Origin of the sequence: Nonomuraea sp. NPDC050202 (assembly GCF_040656115.1) — a bacterium.
Classification (GTDB): Bacteria; Actinomycetota; Actinomycetes; order Streptosporangiales; family Streptosporangiaceae; genus Nonomuraea.
Genome location: NZ_JBFALF010000001.1, coordinates 772,029 through 792,821 on the forward strand (window position 1 = coordinate 772,029; position 20,793 = coordinate 792,821).

At 71.9% G+C, this 20,793-nt stretch carries 20 protein-coding genes; 13 read left to right on the forward strand and 7 right to left on the reverse strand.

The genetic code is table 11. The features are described 5' to 3' along the window. The 3 genes from AB0I79_RS03795 to AB0I79_RS03805 form a co-directional block, all read right to left on the reverse strand. Positions 1 to 1,833 (reverse strand): ABC transporter substrate-binding protein, encoded by a 1,833-nt coding sequence (locus tag AB0I79_RS03795; RefSeq protein WP_357866429.1) that lies wholly within the window; start codon positions 1,831 to 1,833, stop codon positions 1 to 3. 145 nt (positions 1,834 to 1,978) lie between these two features. Then, the gene (locus tag AB0I79_RS03800) at positions 1,979 to 2,956 is read right to left on the reverse strand and encodes a zinc-dependent alcohol dehydrogenase family protein (RefSeq protein WP_357866431.1); all 978 of its coding nucleotides are present in this window, start codon (positions 2,954 to 2,956) and stop codon (positions 1,979 to 1,981) included. Between the two features lies 1 nt (position 2,957). Continuing rightward, complete coding sequence (locus AB0I79_RS03805; protein ID WP_357866433.1) at positions 2,958 to 4,148, reverse strand: M20 family metallopeptidase; 1,191 nt, start codon at positions 4,146 to 4,148, stop codon at positions 2,958 to 2,960. 53 nt (positions 4,149 to 4,201) lie between these two features. Here AB0I79_RS03805 and AB0I79_RS03810 point away from each other — a divergent pair, with 53 nt between their 5' ends. The 3 genes from AB0I79_RS03810 to AB0I79_RS03820 all read left to right on the forward strand — a co-directional run bounded on the left by AB0I79_RS03810 (position 4,202) and on the right by AB0I79_RS03820 (position 6,509). Next, positions 4,202 to 4,990 (forward strand): HAD-IIA family hydrolase, encoded by a 789-nt coding sequence (locus AB0I79_RS03810; RefSeq protein WP_357866435.1) that lies wholly within the window; start codon positions 4,202 to 4,204, stop codon positions 4,988 to 4,990. A gap of 292 nt (positions 4,991 to 5,282) precedes the next feature. After that, positions 5,283 to 5,906 carry a hypothetical protein gene (locus tag AB0I79_RS03815; RefSeq protein WP_357866437.1) on the forward strand — a complete coding sequence of 208 codons (624 nt, stop codon included), beginning with the start codon at positions 5,283 to 5,285 and terminating at the stop codon, positions 5,904 to 5,906. Positions 5,907 to 6,092: 186 nt separating this feature from the next. Then, entirely contained in the window at positions 6,093 to 6,509 is a 417-nt protein-coding gene (locus AB0I79_RS03820) for a hypothetical protein (RefSeq protein WP_357866439.1), read from the forward strand. A gap of 17 nt (positions 6,510 to 6,526) precedes the next feature. On the opposite strand, the gene AB0I79_RS03825 is transcribed toward AB0I79_RS03820, so the two are convergent. Both AB0I79_RS03825 and AB0I79_RS03830 read right to left on the reverse strand, forming a co-directional pair. Beyond that, the gene (locus AB0I79_RS03825) at positions 6,527 to 7,060 is read right to left on the reverse strand and encodes an NAD(P)H-dependent oxidoreductase (RefSeq protein WP_357866441.1); all 534 of its coding nucleotides are present in this window, start codon (positions 7,058 to 7,060) and stop codon (positions 6,527 to 6,529) included. 346 nt (positions 7,061 to 7,406) lie between these two features. After that, the gene (locus AB0I79_RS03830; RefSeq protein ID WP_357866443.1) at positions 7,407 to 8,336 is read right to left on the reverse strand and encodes an acyl-ACP desaturase; all 930 of its coding nucleotides are present in this window, start codon (positions 8,334 to 8,336) and stop codon (positions 7,407 to 7,409) included. 77 nt (positions 8,337 to 8,413) lie between these two features. Here AB0I79_RS03830 and AB0I79_RS03835 point away from each other — a divergent pair, with 77 nt between their 5' ends. After that, entirely contained in the window at positions 8,414 to 8,854 is a 441-nt protein-coding gene (locus tag AB0I79_RS03835; RefSeq protein ID WP_357866445.1) for an NUDIX hydrolase, read from the forward strand. 22 nt (positions 8,855 to 8,876) lie between these two features. On the opposite strand, the gene arfB is transcribed toward AB0I79_RS03835, so the two are convergent. After that, complete coding sequence (gene arfB, locus AB0I79_RS03840; protein WP_357866447.1) at positions 8,877 to 9,284, reverse strand: alternative ribosome rescue aminoacyl-tRNA hydrolase ArfB; 408 nt, start codon at positions 9,282 to 9,284, stop codon at positions 8,877 to 8,879. A 174-nt stretch (positions 9,285 to 9,458) separates the two neighbouring features. Here arfB and AB0I79_RS03845 point away from each other — a divergent pair, with 174 nt between their 5' ends. From AB0I79_RS03845 to AB0I79_RS03855, 3 genes are all read left to right on the forward strand, one after another. Further along, on the forward strand, positions 9,459 to 10,280 hold the full coding sequence (locus AB0I79_RS03845; protein ID WP_357866449.1) for a hypothetical protein: 822 nt from the start codon (positions 9,459 to 9,461) through the stop codon (positions 10,278 to 10,280). Then, positions 10,277 to 10,870: an HAD family phosphatase gene (locus tag AB0I79_RS03850; RefSeq protein ID WP_357866451.1), complete on the forward strand. Its 594-nt coding sequence runs from the start codon at positions 10,277 to 10,279 to the stop codon at positions 10,868 to 10,870. Before AB0I79_RS03845 ends, AB0I79_RS03850 begins: the two co-directional genes overlap by 4 nt. A 139-nt stretch (positions 10,871 to 11,009) precedes the next feature. Beyond that, positions 11,010 to 12,578: an alkaline phosphatase D family protein gene (locus AB0I79_RS03855; RefSeq protein ID WP_357866453.1), complete on the forward strand. Its 1,569-nt coding sequence runs from the start codon at positions 11,010 to 11,012 to the stop codon at positions 12,576 to 12,578. Positions 12,579 to 12,724: 146 nt separating this feature from the next. Here the strand turns inward: AB0I79_RS03855 and AB0I79_RS03860 are convergent, their stop codons facing one another. Continuing rightward, positions 12,725 to 14,689, reverse strand: coding sequence for an efflux RND transporter periplasmic adaptor subunit (locus AB0I79_RS03860; RefSeq protein WP_357866455.1), 1,965 nt, complete (start codon positions 14,687 to 14,689; stop codon positions 12,725 to 12,727). A 194-nt stretch (positions 14,690 to 14,883) separates the two neighbouring features. Here AB0I79_RS03860 and AB0I79_RS03865 point away from each other — a divergent pair, with 194 nt between their 5' ends. The 6 genes from AB0I79_RS03865 to AB0I79_RS03890 are packed head-to-tail and all read left to right on the forward strand — an operon-like array spanning position 14,884 to position 20,762. Next, a complete protein-coding gene (locus AB0I79_RS03865) occupies positions 14,884 to 15,987 on the forward strand; it encodes a biotin/lipoyl-binding protein (RefSeq protein ID WP_357866457.1) in 1,104 nt (367 codons plus the stop codon). After that, positions 15,984 to 16,754, forward strand: a complete 771-nt coding sequence (locus tag AB0I79_RS03870; RefSeq protein WP_357866459.1) for an ABC transporter ATP-binding protein — start codon at positions 15,984 to 15,986, stop codon at positions 16,752 to 16,754. Before AB0I79_RS03865 ends, AB0I79_RS03870 begins: the two co-directional genes overlap by 4 nt. Beyond that, the gene (locus AB0I79_RS03875; protein WP_357866461.1) at positions 16,751 to 18,010 is read left to right on the forward strand and encodes an ABC transporter permease; all 1,260 of its coding nucleotides are present in this window, start codon (positions 16,751 to 16,753) and stop codon (positions 18,008 to 18,010) included. The genes AB0I79_RS03870 and AB0I79_RS03875 overlap by 4 nt, the downstream gene beginning before the upstream one ends. Before the next feature lie 12 nt (positions 18,011 to 18,022). Continuing rightward, positions 18,023 to 18,544 carry a hypothetical protein gene (locus AB0I79_RS03880; protein ID WP_357866463.1) on the forward strand — a complete coding sequence of 174 codons (522 nt, stop codon included), beginning with the start codon at positions 18,023 to 18,025 and terminating at the stop codon, positions 18,542 to 18,544. Then, positions 18,541 to 19,233, forward strand: coding sequence for a response regulator transcription factor (locus AB0I79_RS03885; protein ID WP_357866465.1), 693 nt, complete (start codon positions 18,541 to 18,543; stop codon positions 19,231 to 19,233). Before AB0I79_RS03880 ends, AB0I79_RS03885 begins: the two co-directional genes overlap by 4 nt. Then, on the forward strand, positions 19,230 to 20,762 hold the full coding sequence (locus tag AB0I79_RS03890) for a HAMP domain-containing sensor histidine kinase (protein WP_357866467.1): 1,533 nt from the start codon (positions 19,230 to 19,232) through the stop codon (positions 20,760 to 20,762). The genes AB0I79_RS03885 and AB0I79_RS03890 overlap by 4 nt, the downstream gene beginning before the upstream one ends. The last annotated feature ends 31 nt before the right edge of the window (positions 20,763 to 20,793 follow it).

Consider the following 20,793-nt stretch of genomic DNA (forward strand, 5'->3'; position numbering starts at 1 on the left):
CTACTGCTTCGCCTTGATCAGACCTTGCTGGATCCACACGCCCGACATCAGCACGCTGCCACCGCCGCGCAGGATCTCCTCGTCGTGCGGCCAGCCGGTGAACCGGTTGTTGTTGACGAACAGGGTGTTGACGTAGTCCCAGAGCTGGATGACCGGGAGGTCCTGGTTGGCGGCCTTGGCGAGCTGGGCCATGATCGGCTTGGCCTCCTCGGCGCCGACCGTGTTCAGCTTGGCGGTCAGCTCACCGGGGTTGATCTTCTGGCCGTCGACCTCGATCTCCTCGGGGCCGCCCATCCAGTTGCCGCTCTTGCCGGGCGCGGAGTGCGAGACCTTGTTGCCGACGTTGGTCCAGCCGTTGGAGGCGCCGTAGAGCCGCTGGAAGATGTCGTACGGCGCGGGGCCGAGCGCCATCAGCCAGAAGCCGACGTCGTACTTGCCGGCCGCCAGCTCCTCCAGGTAGAGCGGGTAGTCGGCGGTCGTGACGACCTCGGCGTCGACGCCGGCCTTGACGAGCTGGCTCTTGATGTTCTCCTGAGCCGACAGCCAGTCGGTGAACCCGGACGGCGCGTGCATGGAGACCTTCCACGCCGAGCCGTCGGCCAGCGTCCACTTGCCGTCCTTCTTGGTCAGGCCGGCCTGCTCGAACTCGGCCTCGGCCTTGGCCACGTCCGCCTTGTACGGCTCGAGCTGCGGCACCGTCTCCGGGATCCAGGCCTGCGCGGCCTTCTGGTGGATGCCGCTGGTCGTGGTGGCCGGCGTGCCGCCCTCGGGCGAGGCGACCTTGGTGACCTGGTCGCGGTCGATGAGGTAGGCCAGGCCGCGGCGCACGTGGACGTTGTCGTACGGCTTCTTGCTCTGGTTGAAGGCCATGCCGACGGCGACCGGCGAGTAACCCTTGATGACCTCGTTGCCCGGGGCCTGCTTGATGCGGTTCATCACGTCGCTCGGGGTGGCGGTGAAGCCGGCCTGGTCGAGCTTGCCCTGCGTGAGGTAGTTCCAGATCTGCTCGTTGCCGGTGTAGTTGAGGAACTTCACCTGCGCCGGGGCCACGTTCGCGGCGTTGTAGAAGTTCTTGTTCTTGACCAGCAACGCCTCGGACGGGTTGACCCGCTCCAGCACGAACGGGCCGGCGCTGACGTCCTTCGGCGGCGCGAAGGCGATGACCTTCTCACCGAGGGCGGTGATCTCCTCGCGAGCCTTCTCGGCGTCGGCACCGTCGCCTCGGGCGGTCTTGAGCTTGTCCCAGAAGTCGGTAGGCAGCACGCTGCCCCACACGTGCGCGGGCAGGACGTTGGTGTCGAGCACGCCGCGGGCGAACTTCGGACTGGGGTTGGCCATGTCCTGGGTGATCTTGAGGGTCTGCGGGTCGACGACCGTGACCTCGGCCGCCGCGCCGGCCGCGCCGGGCGTGATCGAGAACGCGGTGCTGCCTTGTGTGTAGGCGATGCCGATGGACATCTTGACGTCCTCGGCGGTGACCGGCTTGCCGTCGGACCACTTGGCGTTCGGCTGGAGCTTCAGCGTGATCGACGAGTTGTCGGGCGCGATCTCCCAGCTCGCCGCGATGCCGGGGAGAGCCTGGTTGGGGTCGGTCAGGTGGTTCTTGACCCAGCCGATCCTCATCGCGTTGTAACCCACGAAGGAGTTGCCCTTGGGGTTGTACGGATTGGCCGGCGCTGTCGCTTCGAGGCCCGGCCTGGTCACGTCGATCGTGGTGAAGAGCCCGCCGCCGCCACCGCCGCCCGAGCCGGATGTGTTGGTCGAACCACCGCTGCACGCCGCAGTCGCGGTGGCAAGGCCCAGCAACGTCACTACCGCTGCCAGTCGCTTCATTTGCCGCTCCGGGGGATGTCTCTAGGGATTGACCGGACATTACGATCGGGCCCGATCGACGTCAATAATCTCCAGAGGTTGTGAGGCTAATGTAACTTTCCTTCATGAGTGTATGGACTGGTGCTTATCTCCATCAAGTGCCGGTTCAGTCCATGATCAGGACGGCGGCCCCGTTCACCCGATCGGCCGCCAGATCGCCCAGCGCCCGGTCGGCCTCCCCGAACGGGTACGGCACCGTCGTCACGCGCGGCGGATGCGCCAGCGCCAGCTCCAGATAGGCCCGCCCGTCGGCTCGGGTGTTGGCGGTCACGCTGCGCACCGTGCGCTCCTGGAACAGGTGCCGCTCGTAGTTCAGCACCGGGATGTCGGTCAGGTGGATGCCCGCCACCGCGAGCGTACCTCCCCTGTCGAGGGCCTCCAGCGCCGCCGGCACCAGCTCGCCCACCGGCGCGAACAGGATGGCCGCGTCCAGCGGCTCCGGCGGCCGGCCCGCCGCCTCGCCGGTGGCGCTGGCGGCCCCGAGCTCCAGGGCCAGCTCCCGCGACGCCGCCGACCTGGTGACCACGTGCACCACGGCGCCCTGGGCGATCGCGGCCTGCGCCGTCAGGTGCGCGGACGCGCCGAACCCGTAGATCCCCAGCCGCCCGCCCGGCGGCAGCTCGCACCGGGACAGCGCCCGGTAGCCGATGATCCCGGCGCACAGCAGCGGCGCCAGCTCCACGGCCGGCCGGTCGCCGGGCAGGGGATAGACGTAGTCCGCGGGCGCGACGACGTACTCGGCGTACCCGCCGTCCGCGTCCCACCCGGTGTAGGCCGACGTGGGGCACAGGTTCTCCATGCCCCGCAGGCAGTACCGGCACGTGCCGCAGGTGGAGCGCAGCCACGCCACGCCCACCCGCTCGCCGGTGCCCTCCACCCGCCCGACCACCTGGTGGCCGGGCGAGGTGCGGGGGCGGCGCGGCGCCAGGTCGCCCTCCGCCAGGTGCAGGTCCGTACGGCACACGCCGCACGCCTCCACCTTCACCAGCACCTCGCCGGGCCCCGGCTCCGGCACCGGCCTGCCGGTCAGTTCGACAGGCCCGGACGCCATCGGGCCCGGCCGCCCGACCACCCAGGCGCGCATGTCAGGCCGACAGCCGCGCGTGCGCGAGCTGCGCGTAGAGCGCGGCCCCGTCCGGCAGCACCGCGTCGTCGAAGATCGCCTCGGGGGAGTGGTTGTACGGCGCCGTCGACGGATCCCGGTCGGACGGGCAGGCCCCCAGGAACACGAACGCGCCCGGCACGTTCTCCAGCACGTACGAGAAGTCCTCCGACCCCATCACCGGCTGCGGCGAGACGAAGTACCGCCCCGGCCCGAACAGCTCGTCGGCCGTCCTGCCGACGAACTCCGCCTCGCTCCCGTCGTTGACCGTCACCGGGTAGCCGTTGTTGAACGACGGCTCCACCTCCAGCCCGTGCGCCGCCGCGATGCCCTGCACGACCTCCACCAGCCGCCGCTTGACCAGCACCCGGTTGTCCTTGCTGAAGGTCCGCACCGTCGCGTCGAACCTGGCCTCGTCCGGGATCACGTTGTCGGCCGACCCGCCGTGGAAACTGCCCACCGTCACCACGACCGGGTCGAACACGTCGAACGTCCTGGTCACCATCGTCTGCAGCGCCGTCACCATCTCGCAGCCCGCCTGGATCGGGTCCAGCGAGCGGTGCGGGCTCGAACCGTGCCCGCCGCGTCCCTTCACCGTCACGCAGAACGTGTCGGCCGCCGCCATGATCGGCCCCGGCCGGGAAGCGAACAGCCCGGGAGGCAACATCGCCGACACCACGTGCATGCCGTACGCCGCCACCGGCCGCGCGCCGGCCGCGTCCAGCACACCCTCGTCGATCATGTACCTGGCGCCGTGATGGCCCTCCTCGCCCGGCTGGAACATGAAGATCACATCGCCGGCCAGCTCCTCGCGCCGCGCGCTCAGCAGGTGCGCGGCGCCCGCCAGCATGGCGGTGTGCAGGTCGTGGCCGCAGGCGTGCATCTGGCCGGGGAGCTGGGAGACGTAGGACAGATCGTTCTTCTCGGTCACGGGCAGGGCGTCCATGTCGCCCCGCAGCAGCACCGCGGGGCCCGGCCTGCCGCCCCGCAGCACGGCGGTGACGGAGCTCAGCGCCGTGCCCGTCTTGATCTCCAGCGGCAACCCCTCCAGCGCCGCGAGCACCTTCTCCTGGGTGCGCGGCAGGTGGAGCCCCAGCTCCGGAGTGGCGTGCAGCGAGTGCCTGAGGCGGACCAGCTCGTCCCGCATGTCCTGGGCGGATTCAGTGAACGACATGAGGAACATTGTTCATGTGCCGGGCGGGAAGTCGATAAGGCGCGCTCGGTACGATGGGGCGCGTGACTCAGCGTAAGCGGATCGACTCCTGGTTGTCCGACATGGACGGCGTCCTCGTCCACGAGGGACGACCGGTCCCAGGTGCGGACGAATTCATCAAGCGGCTCAGCGAATCCGGCAGGAAGTTCCGGGTGCTGACCAACAACTCGATCTACACCCAGCGCGATCTGTCCGTCCGCCTGGCGGGCGCGGGCCTCGCCGTGCCGCCCGAGTCCATCTGGACCTCCGCCCTGGCCACCGCCCAGTTCCTGGACGACCAGCGCTCCGGCGGCTCGGCCTACGTGATCGGCGAGGCCGGCCTGACCACGGCGCTGCACGAGGTCGGCTACGTGCTGACCGACCTCGACCCCGACTACGTGGTGCTCGGCGAGACCCGCACCTACAGCTTCACGCAGATCACCCGCGCGATCCGGCTCATCGAGGGCGGCGCCCGCTTCATCGCCACCAACCCCGACCCGATCGGCCCCTCCACCGAGGGCTCCCTGCCCGCCTGCGGTGCCGTCGCCGCCATGATCACCAAGGCCACCGGGGTCGAGCCGTACTTCGTCGGCAAGCCCAACCCGCGCATGATGCGCAGCGCGCTCAACGAGATCGAGGCCCACAGCGAGACCACGGCCATGATCGGTGACCGCATGGACACCGACATCGTCTCGGGCATGGAGGCCGGGCTGTTCACGATCCTCGTGCTCACGGGCGTCACCCAGCGCCACGAGATCGACCGCTTCCCCTACCGTCCCTCGCTGGTCGTCGACTCGGTCGCGGACCTGATCGACCTCATCTGACCCACCCACCCCACCGCCCGCCCCGGCTCCCGCGGCGCCCCAGCGCCCACCCAGTGGCTCGTGCGGCGCCGCCCCGCTTCTCGCGCCGGCTCGTGCGGCGTCCCACCGCGCACCCACCGGCTCGTGCGGCGCCGCCCGCCTCTGGCGCGGCTCGTGCGCCGCCCCACCTCAGGCGCCCGCTCGTGCGGCGCCGCACCGTTCCGTCCGGCGGCCCCGCCGCACTCCTCCCTTCTCAAGGGAGGTAGCGCGTACCTGACGGCCGCTGACAGGTACGCGTGGCAGGCTCGATCCCATGACCCGCGTCTACCTGGAGCTCGGCCCCAAGAAGGTGTTCGCCTGCTCGCTCGACTGGCCCGGCTGGTGCCGGATCGGCAAGGACGAGGAGGCGGCACTCGACCGGCTCGCCGACTACGTGCCCCGCTACCGCGTGATCGCCGAGCGGGCCGGGCTGGCGTTCGCGCCCGGCGAGCCCCAGGTGGTGGCCAGGGTGCCGGGGACGTCGACGACCGACTTCGGCGTGCCGTACGAGGTGCCGGACCTCGATCTGGAGCCGCTGCCCGGCGCCGAGGCCGAGCGCTCGGTCGCCCTGCTGCGCGCGGCCTGGGAGCTGTTCGACGAGGTCGCCGCCGGCTCGCCGGAGGAGTTGCGCAGGGGCCCGCGCGGCGGCGGCCGGGACCGTACGAAGATCATCGACCATGTGACGGACGCCGAGCGCGCCTTCGCCAGGAAGGCCGGCGTGCGGCACAAGCCGTACAGGTCGGTCGAGGACCGGGACGCGATGCGGGCGGAGCTCGCGGAGGTCCTGTCGCGCCCCTGGGAGCCGCCCCCCGCGACCGGCTGGCCGCCCCGCTACGCGCTGCGGCGCATCGCCTGGCACGTCATCGACCATCTGTGGGAGATCGAGGACCGGCGGTAGCGGGTAGAAGATTTCTCCACCCGCTCGGGCCCGTTTTCAGGTGGTCCGAACAGGCATGGAGCTTTCGTCGCCGGTGGGCCTGGTGGAAAGAACCACACCCGTCCTTTATTCCTGTTCGCGTCGGCCCTTGACGGCCTGCGACGATGTGCTGACGCGAGACCGTACGGTGAGCAAAGGCAGGGGTGCGTGGACATACGGGCGGAGATTCTCGACCTGAAACTCCGTGTCGAGGATCTTGAAACCACCACGGATCGGGTCAGGGAGTCACGGGAGCAGGAGGAGCTCCTGCGCGAGGTCATCGACCGGTCCAAGAAGCTGCAGGCGGAGATGGCCGCCCTGCGAACCGATCTCGCCGAGGCCCGGGTCGGTCTCGGGGAGGAGGTCGCGGCGGTCGGCACCGAGGTCGAGGGGGTCAGGCGAGCGGTCGCGGCGCCCGCCGTGTTCCGGGCCGGAGAGTACGGCGAGGAGGGCGACGTTCGTACGGAGATCGCCGTCGAGTTCGCCGTGATCCGGTCGGAGATCGAGCACGAGTTCAACTTCCTCCGGTCCGAGGTGATGGACCTGGCCATCAAGCTCGACCGGCTGAGCCCCGGCACCGAGTGACCCCGGAAGCCCCCTGATCAGAGGGAGAGCGCGGGCTCCATCACCTCGGCGGGGCACAGCTGCCGGATCACGTTGCGCACCTGGGTGCGCAGGTCGGGGGCGGCCAGGCGGCCGTCCTCGCCGAAGTGCGGCCAGATGGGCGAGATGACCAGCTCGGCCCCCATCACGACCGCGCCCGCGCCCAGGAGCTGCTTGTACAGCTCAGCCTGCGCCCACATGGCCCCGCAGGCCCGCGCGCTCGCGCTCATCACCGCCACATGCTTGCCCGACAGGCCCTCCCGCGCCGACATCCAGTCCAGCGCGTACGTCAGCTCCACCGGCAGCAGGCTGTGCTCGGGCGCGGTCAGCAGGATCGCGTCGCCGCCCGCGACCAGCGTGACCAGCTCTCTGGCCGGGGCCGGGACGGGCCCGGGATGGTACGCCGGGATCTCGCCCAGTCCCCGCCACACCTCGAAGCCGACGCCCGGCGGCAGCTCGCCGCCCGCCGCGTCCAGCAATCTGGTGATGAATGACCCCGCGTGGAGGCTGGCGGCGATCCCGATGATTTTCACCCTTGCTCCCCAGGGGTTCCGGTGTTACCGGGAACCTGCCCGATGCCTCGGATGTCCAAGACCATCTGCGGGTCAAGAGGCGCACAGACATTGCCGTCAGAAGGGGACGCCGCCTACCTGGTCCGGACATGCGCGCCCGTCGCACAGCGGCGGGACGGGACACCGGTGTTGAGGGGGTGGCCCGCCGGAGCGAGACGGGGAGCACCGGCGCTGGGGGGCTGGCTGCGGCGCCGGGTGCTTGCTTGTCACGGACGACAGGCCGCGCGGGCCTGAGGGCGGCGTGAACTCACAGGCGGCGGCTCACAGGCGGCGGCTCACTGACGGCGGGCTCACTGGCGGCGCGGGCCTACTGGCGGGCGGCGGCGCGGGCGCGGCGCTCCTCGCGGCGCTCCACGAACCTGGCGGCCGTGGCGTCCGCCTTCGCCAGGAACGCCGACAGCTCCTCGCGCGCCTTCTCACCCTCGGCGTCCAGCCCGGTCTTGTCGAACACCGACCACTGCCGCAGCACCGGCATGAGCACGTCGTCCAGGTGCAGGCGCAGGTCGTAGATGCCCTCGTTCGCGATGATCATGGCCTTGCGGGCGAAGCCGTCCATGCCCTGGCCGGGCATCTGGAACGTGGTCACCACGTCGGTCACGGCGCGCATGGTCTGGTTCGGGTCGAGCTCGAAGGCCGCCTTGAGCAGGTTGCGGTAGAAGAGCATGTGCAGGTTCTCGTCGGCGGCGATCCTGGCCAGCAGCCGCTCGCAGCCCTCCTCGCCGGAGGCCCTGCCGGTGTTGCGGTGCGCGATGCGGGTGGCGAGCTCCTGGAAGGAGACGTACGCGAGCTGCTGCAGCATCGTGTTGTACGCCGTCATGAAGCCGCTCTCCATGTGCGCCATGCGAGCCCGCTCCAGCGCCACCGGGTCCACGGCGCGGGTGACGGTCAGGTAGTCGCGCAGGGCGGTGCCGTGGCGGTCCTCCTCGGCGGTCCACCGGTGCACCCAGGTGCCCCAGGCGCCGTCGCGGCCGAACGTGGTGGCGATCTCGTGGTGGTAGCTGGGCAGGTTGTCCTCGGTGAGGAGGTTGACGATGAGTGACACGCGGGCCGCTTCGGGCAGTCTGGAGTGCCCTTCCTCCCACGCCTCGCCCCCGTAGATGCCGTCGAAGTTGCGGCCTTCGCTCCACGGGATGTACTCGTGCGGGAACCACTCCTTCGCCACCTTCTCGTGGCGGTTGAGCTCTACCTCCACGACCGGCTCGAGGGCGTGGAGGAGCTCCGTCTGAGTCATCGCCATAAAAGATCTTCTCCTTCAGGTTACGGTACCGTAGGTTAGGCTACCCGAAGGACATACCGGTCAAATAGGGTGTATGTATGCGACCTAGTGTCCGTGGTGTCCTGCTCGACCACGAGGAGCGTCTGATCCTCTTCCGGCGCACGGTCCCCGGCCGCGCGCGCTACTGGTCCGTCCCGGGCGGCCACGTCGAGCCGGAGGACGGCTCGCTGGAGGACACCCTGCACCGCGAGCTGCTGGAAGAGCTGGGCGCTACGGTGTCCGGCGTGACCTTCCTGGTGACCGTTTCGTACCCGTGGCGGGGCGAGGTCAAGACACAGCATGTCTTCGGTTGCCGTCTGGTGTCCATGGATCCGCAGCTGCGGCACGGGCCCGAGTTCGAGGATCCTTCGCGCGGGTTGTACGAGGTGGAGCACGTGCCGCTGGAGCGTTCGGAGCTCTTCGCCCGCAACCTGATCCCCGAGGCGGTGGCCGGCTATCTCTCGGCCAACATCGCCGCCCTGCCCCGCCTCATCGGCTGACGGTCCCGCTCACCCGGGCGGGTCACGGGTTGCGGCGCAGGCGCTTCACGTCCGAGCGTTGCTTCTTGGCGGCGATGCGGCGCTCGACGGAGCCCCGGCTGGGCTTGGTCGGACGGCGGCGCTTGGGCGGCGGGGCGACGGCCTCGCGCAGGCGCTGCGCCAGGCGGTGCGCGGCGGCCTCACGGTTGCGCAGCTGCGAGCGGTACTCGGAGGCGGCGATCGTGATGGTGTCCGACCCCAGCCGTTCGAGGGCGCGCGCCTTGAGCGCGGGAGGCAGGGCCGTGCTGGCGGCGACGTCGAAGGTGAGCTCCACCCGGCTGTCCGTGGTGTTGACGCCCTGACCCCCCGGGCCTGAGGAGCGGGAGAAACGCCAGACGAGCTCGATGTCGGGAATGACGATCGAGTCGTTGACGACCAGCGGGCCGGGCATGCTCGGAGCTCCTGTTCTCGAAGCATCGCGTTGTTGTGACATGTCACCGTATCCGGCTGCCATATGCCGGTCGCAACGGCATTTTCGCACCGGACCGCTCCCGCCCCGCCGGATGACGGCCGTTTGCAAGCGCCGTATGGCAATATTCCGCCAAAAAGATCACGGGGAGGCGCGGTGGCCGTCATCGTCGGCGTGCACGGGATCGGCAAGTACGACTACTACCTCCAGGCAGGCAGGTCCGCGACGGGGGCGGCCGAGGTCATGCGGCGGAAATGGGACCGCTACCTGCACCTGGGGCTGGGCGGGGAGCCGCGGGCGTACTTCGCCGAGATCGCCTACTTCTCCCACCTCCTCAACGACGGCGACGACGAGTACGGCGCGGCGGCGCCCAGGAAGGCCATGGAGCTGCAGGCCCAGCAGGTCCTCGTCGACTGGGCGCGGCAGCTCGGCGTGGGGGAGCACGTCACGGGGGCGCTGAAGTCGTTCACCGGCTGGTTGCTGGAGCGGCTGGACGGCAGGTCGGCGGCGTTCGCCAAGCTGTTCGCGCCGGAGGTGGCCGCCTACCTCACCGACCAGGCCAGGCGCGAGAAGTCGCGGCAGGTCGTGGCCGAGTGCATCAGGAAGAACCGGCCGAAGGTGGTGATCGCCCACTCGCTCGGCAGCGTCGTCGCGTACGAGGCCCTGTGGGCCAACCCCGACCTCGAGGTGGACCTGCTGATGACGCTCGGCAGCCCGCTGGGCATGCGCAACGTCATCTTCGAACGCCTCCTGCCCGCCCCCGTCAACGGCCGCGGCGAGCGGCCCAAGGGCGTCAGGCGCTGGGTGAACATCGCCGACAAGGACGACATCGCCGCCATCCCGCCCGCGCTGGCCGGCAGCTTCACCGGGGTGGACGTCGAGCAGCTCGTCAACCTCGACTGGATCGACTTCCACACCGCCGGGAAGTATCTGGGCTGCCCGGCGCTGGACCCGCATCTGCGACCATTCCTGGCATGACATGGATAGTCTTCGACTACGGCGGCGTCCTCTCCCTGCCGCAGCCCGAGTCCGACGCCGAGGCCATGGCGCGGGCCGTCGGCGCCGAGCCTGAGGAGTTCAAGCGCGGCTACTGGGAGCACCGGCTCGAGTTCGACCGGGCGAGCCTGACCCCGCACGCCTACTGGTCGGCGGTGCTGGGCCGGCCCGCCGCGCAGAACGAGGTGGCGCGGCTGGTGGCCATGGACGTCGCGAGCTGGGCCTACCCCAACCGCGGCACGGTCACCCTGCTCGGCGAGCTGCTCGAGGCGGGCTGCGACGTGGCGTTGCTGTCCAACGCGCCTGTGTGCGTCGGAGACGGCCTGGACGAGCTGCCCTGGGTCGCCGCCATCGGCCACCGGTTCTACAGCGGCAGGATGGGCCTGGTGAAGCCGGACAGGGAGATCTACGAGGAGCTGGCACGCGGGCTCGGCGCCGACCCCGCCGAGATCGTCTTCATCGACGACCGTCCCGAGAACGTCGAGGGCGCCGAGCGCGCGGGCATGACCGGCGTCCGCTTCACCGACGCCGCCGCCCTCCGCACGGCACTCCCGCGCGTGCCGGGCGCCTGACCGCCGCGCTCCGCACGGCGTCTCCAGGCGTGCGGGGAGCCTGACCCGCCGGTGGCGCACGCTGACCGACCGATGCTGTTCACCCGCGCTTGACTCCGCGGTCACGGCGGAGTCAGCGCAGGTGGACATACCTGGGATCGTGGACCGCAGAGCCTTCCTGACAGCGGCGACAGCCGGCCTTCTCCTCCCGCGGCCCGCCGCCCCGGCGGCCGCCGCCTCCTCCTCCAGAATCCTCAGATCCGACCCCTTCACGCTGGGCGTGGCCTCCGGCGACCCCTCCGCCGACGGTTTCGTCCTGTGGACCAGGCTGGCCGTGGACCCGCTGGGCGGCGACGGCCGCGGCGGCATGCCCTCCCGCGACGTGGAGGTGGACTGGCAGGTCGCCACGGACGAGCGCTTCGCCAAGGTGGTCAGGTCCGGGACGGCCACCGCCAGGGCGGGCGCCGCCCACAGCGTGCACGTCGAGCTGAAGGGGCTGGAGCCGGGGCGCGACTACTTCTACCGGTTCAGGAGCCAGGGCCGCCTGTCGCCGGCGGGCCGCACCAGGACGACGCCGGCGGGGGAGACGCCGCTCAACTTCGCCGTCGCCGCCTGCGCGCACTACGAGCACGGCTACTACACCGCCTACCGCCGCCTGGCCGAGCAGGAGCCCGACCTGGTCGTCTTCCTCGGCGACTACATGTACGAGTACGGCCCCAGCGGCTACACCGCGCTGGCGGGCCGCGTACGCACCCACACGCCGGGCAAGTGCGAGACGCTCGCCGACTACCGGCTGCGGCACGCCCAGTACAAGAGCGACCCCGACCTGCAGGCCGCGCACGCCGTGGCGCCGTGGCTGATGTCGTTCGACGACCACGAGGTGGAGAACAACTGGGCCGGGCACGTCTCCAGCACCGGCGCGCCCGGCTTCGAGCAGCGGCGGGCGCGGGCGTTCAGGGCGTACTACGAGAACATGCCGCTGCGCCGCGCCAGCCTCCAGGGCGCCACGCTCAAGGTGAACCGGCGCATCTCCTGGGGCACGCTGGCGCGCTTCCACCTGCTCGACACCCGGCAGTTCCGCGACGACCAGGCCTGCCTGGACGGCGTGCGGGCCGGCTGCGACGAGCGGCTGGCGGACAGGCGCACGCTGCTCGGCACCGGCCAGTGGCGCTGGCTGGAGAGCGGCCTGAACGACTCCACCACCCGCTGGAACCTGCTCGGCCAGCAGATCATGGTGGCGCACCGCGACTACAAGGTCGGGCCCGGGCGCGAGGTGAACCTGGACTCCTGGGACGGGTACGCCGCCGAGCGGACGCGGCTGCTGCGGTCCCTGTCGCGCACGCCGAACCCCGTGGTGCTGACGGGCGACGCGCACATGCACCACCTGGCCGAGCTCAAGGCCGACTTCGACGACCCCGACTCGCCGGTGGTGGCCAGGGAGCTGGTGGCCTCCTCGATCGCCAGCGACGGCGACGGCTACCGGGACCGCACCTGGATCTCGGAGGCCCTGCAGGAGAACCCGCACATCTCCTACATCGACCAGCGGCGCGGCTACCTGATGGCCCGGCTGACCCGGGACGAGCTGTCGGTGGACTTCCGGACGCTGGACTACATCTCCCGCAGGGGCGCCCGCGCCAGGACCGCCCACCGGCTCACGATCCCGGCCCTCACCGGGGCGGCGGCCGCGGGACAGGCGGCTCCCCGCGCCGGGCGAGGCGGTTCTTGCTGAACGTCCGCTGGGAGCCCGCTGAGGATCCGCTCAACCGTTTCGTCCGCATGGTGAGACCCGGCCGGACTCCTGGTGGCAGGTGGATCGGAGTCCGGCCGGGCGGGCCGGCCCGGGCGGGCGGGTGGTTTCCGTCCGGACCGGCCGGCTCAGCCGCCGGGCCAGCTCCCGTCGGGGAACTCGCCCGACGTGGTGCCCGACATGACCACCTGGTCGGCCTCGGTCAGGCCCGAGACGACCTCCACGTACCGGTCGCCGCGCACCCCGGTGCGCACCGCCTTCGCCGTGTCCCGGCCGCCGGAGCGCACGGTGACCACCTGGGTGCCGTCCGGCCTGGTGCGCACCGCCGCGGCCGGCACGTAGACGGCGTTCCTGGACTCGTCCGTGGTGATCGTCACCGAGGCGGTCTGGCCGAGCATCAGCCCCGCGGGCGGCTCGTCGAAGGCGAGGGTGACCGGGTAGCGGACGAGCCGGCCGTCCACCGTCGCGGTCGGCGCGATGGCCGTCACCGTGCCCTGGTACTTCTCGCCGCTCCTGGTGGCCAGGGTGATCTGGGCTTTCTGGCCTAGCTTGAGCTGGTTCACGTCGGACTCGGTGACCATGGCGGAGACCTGGAGCTCGTTCAGGTCGCCGAGGCTGATGAAGGTGCCGGTGCCCGCCGCGTCGCCGGTCCTGCCGGCGATCGACAGGACCGTGCCGGACGCCGGGGCCACGATGCGGGTGCCCCGAACGGCGTCGGCGGCCTCCTCCAGGGCGGCCTCGGCGCGGTCCACGTTCGCGGCGGCCTGCTCCGCGCTCGTCCCGGCCCTGGCGGGCCGGCCGGTGCCCGGGGTGGCCGGGTTCCCGGTGCGGGTGTTCCCGGTTCGGGCCGGGGTGGCGCAGGAGGTCTGCGAGGGGCGCGTGCCGGGCTCGGCGCCGGTCGTGGGCTTCCCGCTCGCCGACGGCTTCCCGCTGGTGGATGGCTTGCCGCTGGTCGTGGGCCTGGGTGTGGTGGACGGGCGTGCGGTGGCGGAGGGGGAGTCCGTGCGGGACGGCTGCCCTTCCGGCCGGCCGGTCCCGTTGCCGCCGATCCCGGTGCCACCGGTGCCGCCGTCGCCGCCGGTGCCGCCGTTGGGTGGGCCGCCCGTAGGGGTGGCGGTGACCGTCGTGGTGACGGTTGCGGTGGCGGTCACCGTGACCGTCACCGTGGGCTGGGGTTCGGGGCCCGTGGGGTCGGGCGCCGGTGTGGCCGCCGGGTGCGGCGTTGGGTCGGGCGTCGGGCTCGTGGTCGCCTTCGCGGCCGTGCCCGTGCCGGTCCTCTCGTCGGCCGGCGCGGACGGACCCAACGCGCCGTTGGCGCCGCCGCCCGTGGACCGGGGCGCGGGAACGCCGGTCACGACGCCCCCGGGAGGGGTGGCGGGGCCGGAGGGAGCGGCGGCGCGGGTGGCGGGGCCGGAGGGAGCGGCGGCGCCGCCGGTCGGGGCGGGCGCGGTGCCGGTCGCCTTGCCGGAGGGGGCCGGGGTCGCGCCGTTCGCGGGCGAGGTTCCGGCGGGCGTCGTGGGTGCGCAGGTCGTGCCGGAGGCGCCGCTGGGCGACGAGGCCCGCCCGCCGGTGCCCGCAGAGGACGCGGCGGGCGTCCCACCGCCGGTCCCGGTCGCGGCCGTGGTCCCACCGTCCGTGCCCGCTGAGCTGCCCGCTGAGCTGCCCGTCGAGCTGCCCGCTGAGTTGCCTGTCGTGCTGCCTGTTGTGCTGCTCGTCGGGGTGCCGGCGGAGGTGCCGGAGGACGCCTGCTCCAGTGCCTCCTCGGCCGCGGCCAGATTGGCCTTGGCCGCCGTGTACGCCTCGCGCGCCGCCTGCCCGTCGATCCTGGCCAGGACCTGGCCCTTCCTCACCTTGGCCCCGACCTTGACGTACACCTTGGTCAGCGTCCCCGAGGAGCCGAACGCCAGGTCCCTGCGCGAGCCGTCCACGGTGCTCCCCGCCGCGCTCACCGAGGCCGTGACCAGGCCGCGCTGGGCGGCGGCCAGCCGTACCTGGACGGTGGGCGGGGTGTCGTCGCGCAGCGCCAGCGCGAGGCCGGAGCCGGCCACGAGCACGGCGAGGGCGAGGCCGCCCAGCGCGAAAGTCGGTCTCATGACGGCACATCATGGCCGCGCAGGATCGCGCCAGCCTGCGAGCGCCCTCAGAGTTGCCTGTGGGCCCGCGCGGCGCCCGAGCCTCCCAGCGGACGTTCAGCTTGCCCACGGCTGCGGCGCAGCATTGTGTGCGAGGGTCCTCGCTCGTGAAGGTGTCGATCAGGCGCAGAGCGCTGATTACCAACGGAGCGCTCGTGGCGCTCCTGCTGGGCGGTGCCGGGCTCGCCTACGCGCAGCTCGGCACGGGACAGGCCGCGGGTGAGACCGCCGTGCGGACGGTGACCGCGGGCCGGGGCTCCGTGACCGCCTCCGTGTCCGCCTCGGGGGCGGTCGAGAGCTCCCGGTCCAGAGCGCTCTCGTTCGGTACGAGCGGGACCGTGGAGAAGATCTACGTCAAGGCCGGGGACAAGGTGTCCAAGGGCGACATCCTGGCCAGGCTGGACGACGCCGCCTCCCAGGAGAGCCTGTCGGCCGCGAAGGCCACGTACCAGAGCGCCCTCGACGACGGGACCGGCACGGCCCAGCTCTACGCCGCCTACATCAAGGCCCGCAACGCCTACAGGCAGGCCCAGCGCACGGTCGCGGGCACCGTGCTGAAGGCGCCGTTCAAGGGCACGATCACCGCGGTGAACGGCTCGGTGGGCGGCACGGCCTCGGGCTCCGGCAGCGGCCAGGCCTCCACGGGCGGAACAGGCGGTACGGGCGGTACGGGCGGCACGAGCTCGTCCGCCTCGTCCGCCTCCTCCGGTTTCGTCGAGCTGGCCGACACCACGAAGCTCCAGCTCGTCGGCACCTTCACCGAGTCGGACGCCGGCAAGCTCAAGCAGGGCCAGAAGGCCACGATCACGTTCGACGCGCTGCCGGGCGTCACCGCCACCGGCGAGGTCACGCAGATCCAGCCGGTCGCCTCCACCAGCGACAACGTCGTCCAGTACCCGGTCACGATCACCTTCACCGAGGTGCCGGGCCAGGTCAGGCTGGGCCAGACCGCCACCGTCGAGGTCGTGGTGGGCCAGGTGGAGAACGTCGTCACCGTCCCCTCCACGGCGATCTCCACCAGCGGCGGCCAGACCACGGTGACCGTGCTGAAGGACGGCCGGCAGACCAGGACACCGGTCGAGGTGGGCGTCCAGGGTGCCACGCTGACCGAGATCAGGTCCGGCGTGTCGGAGGGCGACCAGATCGTGCCTCCGGCCCCGACGACCGGCACCACGGGCAACGGCGGCGGCGGGATGCGCGGCGTCGGCGGCACCGGTGGCTTCCCCGGCGGCGGCATGCCCGGGGGAGGGGGGCGATGACGGCCGCGGGCCTGGGCGCCGCGGATCCCGTGCCGGTCCTGCGCGTGCAGAACCTGGTCAAGGAGTACGGCGAGGGCGACGCCAGGGTACGCGCCCTGCGCGGCATCAGCCTGGACGTCCAGCAGGGCGACTACGTGGCCATCATGGGCGCCTCCGGCTCCGGCAAGTCCACGCTCATGAACATCCTCGGCTGCCTCGACGTCCCGACCTCCGGCACGTACCTCATCGACGGCACCGACGTCGGTCTGCTGAACGAGCACCAGCTCGCCATCCTGCGCAACCGCAGGGTCGGCTTCGTCTTCCAGTCGTTCAACCTCATCCCGCGCATGAGCGCGCTGGCCAACGTGGAGCTGCCGCTCGTGTACGGCGGCGTCGGCCAGGCCGAGCGGCGCGAGCGGGCGCTGGCCGCGCTGGCGCAGGTGGGCCTGACCGACCGGGTGCACCACGAGCCGAACCAGCTCTCCGGCGGCCAGCAGCAGCGCGTGGCCGTCGCCAGGGCCCTGGTCACCGCCCCCGCGCTGCTGCTGGCCGACGAGCCGACCGGCAACCTCGACACCGCCTCCACCGGCGACGTTCTGGAGATCATGGACAGGCTCAGCGCGTCCGGCCGCACCATCGTGCTGATCACGCACGAGGACGACGTGGCCGCGCACGCCAAGCGGGTGATCAGGCTGGTGGACGGCGAGATCGTGGAGGACCGCCGCCAGGCGCCGGTGGACGGCCCGCCGCCCCGCACGCCGGACAAGGACGGGGCGGTCGCCCGGTGAACCAGATCGAGATCCTCCGCTTCGCGCTGCGCGGCCTGCTGGCCAACAAGATGCGCAGCGCGCTGACCACGCTCGGCATCCTCATCGGCGTGGCCGCGGTCATCCTGCTGGTCGCGGTCGGCGAGGGCTCCTCGCAGAGCATCCAGCAGAACATTCAGCGCCTCGGCGCGAACACGCTGACGATCTCCCCGTCCTTCTCGGGCGGTGGAGGCGGCGGGGGCGGCGGCATGCGGGCGCCGGGCGGCACGGGCGGGAACACCGGGCCGCGCACGCAGGCCAGGCAGCTCAGCCTCGCCGACGCCGAGGCGCTGACCGACAGGACGCTCGCCCCGTCGGTGCGGAGCGTCTCGCCGGTGGTCAACGCCTCCTCCTCGACCGCCGCGTACGGCGCCGCCAGCCACGCCATCTCGCAGTTCGTCGGCACGTACCCCAGCTATTTCGAGGCCGTCAACAAGCCCGTCGCCAGGGGCACGTACTTCTTCAACGACGACGTGCTGGCCGCCAGGAAGGTCGTCGTGCTCGGCCGGACCGTGGTGGAGGAGCTGTTCGGCGCCGTCGACCCGATCGGCAAGCAGATCAGCGTGTCGGGGGTGCCGTTCACAGTGGTCGGCGTGCTGAAGGAGGCCGGGTCCACCGGCATGCAGGACGCCGACGACGTGGCCATCGCGCCGCTGCCGGCCGTGCAGCAGAGCCTGAGCGGGTTCGGCTCGCTCGGACAGATCGTCGTGCAGGCCACCGGGGCGGAGACCACCACGTCCGCGCAGGCCGAGGTCACGGCTATCCTCAACCAGCGACACGGCATCACGAACAACAACCCCGACTACCGCATACTCAACCAGGCCACCCTCCAGGAGACCGTCAGTGAGGCGACCGGCACCTTCACCGTGCTGCTGGCCGCCGTCGCCGCGATCTCGCTGCTGGTGGGCGGCATCGGCATCACCAACATCATGCTGGTGACGGTCACCGAGCGCACGCGCGAGATCGGCATCCGCAAGGCCATCGGCGCGCCCAGGAGCGCGATCCTGGGCCAGTTCCTGATGGAGGCGACGCTGCTGAGCCTGGTCGGGGGGCTGTCGGGGGTGCTGGTGGCGTTCGTGGGGACCAGGTTCACCATCGCCGGCATCGAACCGGTCCTCGTGCCCTCGTCGGTGGTGCTTGCGCTCGGCGTGTCACTGGGCATCGGGCTGTTCTTCGGCAGTTATCCCGCCAACAGGGCGGCCAAGCTCAGGCCGATCCAGGCCTTGCGCCACGAGTAAGGAGACAAGGACATGGACAAGCTGGACTCCTCGCCGTTCCCCGACGACCTGCGGGAGGAGCTCGCCGTCCAGCCCGCCAAGGGCACCTCGAAGGTCACGCTGGCGCTGGCCGCCGGCGTCGTCCTGGTGGCCGGGATCCTGATCGGCATCCAGGCGGAGAGCTGGTTCGGCGCCGCCGACGCGCCGCCGCAGGCCGCCGGCGTCCAGCAGCGCCCGATGAACGGCGGGTACGGCCAGCGCGGCCAGATCCCCGGCGGGGGCGCGCAGCCGCAGCCGGGCGGCGGGCAGCGGGTGGGCGGCACCGTCGGCACGGTCGAGAAGGTCGAGGACGGCAAGGTGTACGTCAAGACCATGGACGGCTCCACCGTCACCGTCACCACCACCGACCGGACCACCGTGCAGATCTCCAGGCCCGGTAAGGTCTCTGACCTGGAGGCCGGCACCACGATCGTGGTGCGCGGCCGGCAGGGCGCCGACGGCGCGGTCGCCGCCACCTCGATCAGCCAGGGGAGCCAGGCAGGAGGCCCACGATGAGCGAGCCCGAGGCCAGGCTGCTGGTGGTCGACGACGAGCCCAACATCAGGGAGTTGTTCTCCGCCAGCCTGCGCATGGCCGGGTTCGAGGTGCTGACGGCGGCCGACGGCATGGAGGCCCTGCGGGTGGCCGAGGAGAGCACGCCCGACCTGGTGATGCTCGACGTGATGCTGCCCGACCTGGACGGCCTGGCGGTCGCGGGAAGGCTGCGGTCCCGCGGCCGCCGGGTCCCGGTGCTGTTCGTGACCGCCAAGGACACGCCGGAGGACCGCATCGCCGGGCTGGGGCTCGGCGAGGACTACGTGACCAAGCCGTTCAGCCTGGAGGAGGTCATCGCCCGCATCCGGGCCGTGCTGCGCAGGACCAGGCGCGGCACGCCGCCGCCGAACCGCCTGCGCGTCGCCGACCTGGAGCTGGACGAGGAGAGCCACGAGGTCTGGCGCGACGGCGTGCCCGTGCGGCTGTCGCCGACGGAGTTCCGGCTGCTGCAGTACTTCATGCTGAACGTGGGCCGGGTGCTGTCGAAGACGCAGATCCTCGACCACGTCTGGAACGGCGACTGGCGCACCGACGTCGGGCTCGTCGAGTCGTACGTGTCCTACCTGCGCCGCAAGGTCGACACCGGCGAGCGCAAGTACCTGCACACGCTGCGCGGGGTCGGCTACATCCTGCGCCCGCCGCGAGTATGAACAGGCACCTGTCCGAGGCCGCGAGCGGGCTCAGGAAGCAGCTGTCCAGGGCGCCGCTCTGGCTGCGCCTGGTCTCGGCCACCCTCCTGCTGGTCACCGTCGCGATCACGGCGACCGGCCTGTTCGCCGTGCGGCTGCTGCGCAGCTACCTCGTCGAGCGGGTGGACGAGCAGCTCCGCGTGGCCACCGCGCCGCGCGACCCGCCCCCGCCGCCCGTGGAGCTCCGCCCCGGCGGCCGGCCGCAACGCTACTTCGGCCTCTTCCACGGCGTGGTCCTCGCGCCGGGCGGCGAGCTCGTCAGGACCATCAGCGAGTCCACCGAGGAGCACACGCCCGATCTTCCCCCGCTGACCCTCGCCGAGGTCGTCGAGCTCGGGGGGCGGCCGTTCACCGTGGAGTCACGCGAGCCCGGCGGCCCGAGCTGGCGGGTCGTCGCCGTGCCCACGCGCGGCGGGCAGAGCCGCATGATGGCCATCAGCACGGCCGACGTGGACGCGACGGTCTCCCAGCTCATCCTGATCGTGGCGGCCGGCGGCGGCAGCACGCTGGTCGTGCTCGGGTTCGTCTGCTACTGGCTGGTACGACGCAGCCTGCGCCCCCTGCGCCAGATCGCGAGCACCGCCAACGACATCGCCGGCGGCGACCTGTCGCGCCGCGTGCCCCTCTGGGCCGGCACCACCGAGGTCGGCAAGCTCGGCCGCTCGCTCAACACCATGCTCGCCCGGATCGAGGTGGCGGTCCGCGAGCGCGAGGAGGCCGCCGAGTCCGCCCGCAGGTCCGCCGTGTCCGCCCGCGAGTCCGCCACGGCCGCCAGGCGCTCGGAGGAGCTGATGCGCCGCTTCATGGCCGACGCCTCCCACGAGCTGCGCACGCCGCTGACCTCGATCAGGGGCTTCGCCGAGCTGTACCGGCTGGGGGAGGAGAAGGAGGTGGCCGAGGCCGTACGGCTGCTGAGCCGCATCGAGGGGCAGGCCGCCCGCATGGGGCTGCTGGTGGAGGACATGCTCCTGCTGGCCCGGCTCGACCAGCGGCGCGAGCTGGCGATGCGGCCCGTGGACCTGCTCAGCCTGGCCGCCACCGTCGTCATCGACGCGCAGACGCTGGCGCCCGACAGGAAGATCGAGCTGGTCCGGCTGTTCGGCGGCGAGGGCGACGTGATCGTGACCGGCGACGAGCCCCGCCTGGGGCAGGTGCTCAACAACCTCGTCAGCAACGCGCTCGCCCACACCCCGCCCGGCACCCCGTTCCAGGTGCGCGTGGGTCTCGAACCGGGCGGCGACCAGGCCGTGGTGGAGGTGGCCGACGAGGGGCCCGGGTTCTCCGCGGAGGTGGCCGAGCGGGTCTTCGAGCGCTTCTACCGGGCCGATCCGGCCCGCGGCGCCGGAGGGTCGGGGCTCGGGCTGTCGATCGCGGCCACGCTGGTGGAGGCGCACGGCGGGATCGTCATGGCGGAGAGCGAGCCGGGCCAGGGTGCCCTGTTCCGCGTCATCCTCCCGACCCGGCCACCGGACCCGGACCCCGAGCCGTAGCCCGTGCCCGTGGCCCGCGCCCAGGGCACGC

Bases quoted from the DNA above. Each gene is read 5' to 3' on its own strand.
- AB0I79_RS03795 (WP_357866429.1), bottom strand. From the start codon at position 1,833: ATGAAGCGACTGGCAGCGGTAGTGACGTTGCTGGGCCTTGCCACCGCG.
- AB0I79_RS03800 (WP_357866431.1), bottom strand. From the start codon at position 2,956: ATGCGCGCCTGGGTGGTCGGGCGGCCGGGCCCGATGGCGTCCGGGCCT.
- AB0I79_RS03805 (WP_357866433.1), bottom strand. From the start codon at position 4,148: ATGTCGTTCACTGAATCCGCCCAGGACATGCGGGACGAGCTGGTCCGC.
- AB0I79_RS03810 (WP_357866435.1), top strand. From the start codon at position 4,202: ATGGGGCGCGTGACTCAGCGTAAGCGGATCGACTCCTGGTTGTCCGAC.
- AB0I79_RS03815 (WP_357866437.1), top strand. From the start codon at position 5,283: ATGACCCGCGTCTACCTGGAGCTCGGCCCCAAGAAGGTGTTCGCCTGC.
- AB0I79_RS03830 (WP_357866443.1), bottom strand. From the start codon at position 8,336: ATGGCGATGACTCAGACGGAGCTCCTCCACGCCCTCGAGCCGGTCGTG.
- AB0I79_RS03835 (WP_357866445.1), top strand. From the start codon at position 8,414: ATGCGACCTAGTGTCCGTGGTGTCCTGCTCGACCACGAGGAGCGTCTG.
- arfB (WP_357866447.1), bottom strand. From the start codon at position 9,284: ATGCCCGGCCCGCTGGTCGTCAACGACTCGATCGTCATTCCCGACATC.
- AB0I79_RS03850 (WP_357866451.1), top strand. From the start codon at position 10,277: ATGACATGGATAGTCTTCGACTACGGCGGCGTCCTCTCCCTGCCGCAG.
- AB0I79_RS03860 (WP_357866455.1), bottom strand. From the start codon at position 14,689: ATGAGACCGACTTTCGCGCTGGGCGGCCTCGCCCTCGCCGTGCTCGTG.
- AB0I79_RS03870 (WP_357866459.1), top strand. From the start codon at position 15,984: ATGACGGCCGCGGGCCTGGGCGCCGCGGATCCCGTGCCGGTCCTGCGC.
- AB0I79_RS03880 (WP_357866463.1), top strand. From the start codon at position 18,023: ATGGACAAGCTGGACTCCTCGCCGTTCCCCGACGACCTGCGGGAGGAG.
- AB0I79_RS03885 (WP_357866465.1), top strand. From the start codon at position 18,541: ATGAGCGAGCCCGAGGCCAGGCTGCTGGTGGTCGACGACGAGCCCAAC.
- AB0I79_RS03890 (WP_357866467.1), top strand. From the start codon at position 19,230: ATGAACAGGCACCTGTCCGAGGCCGCGAGCGGGCTCAGGAAGCAGCTG.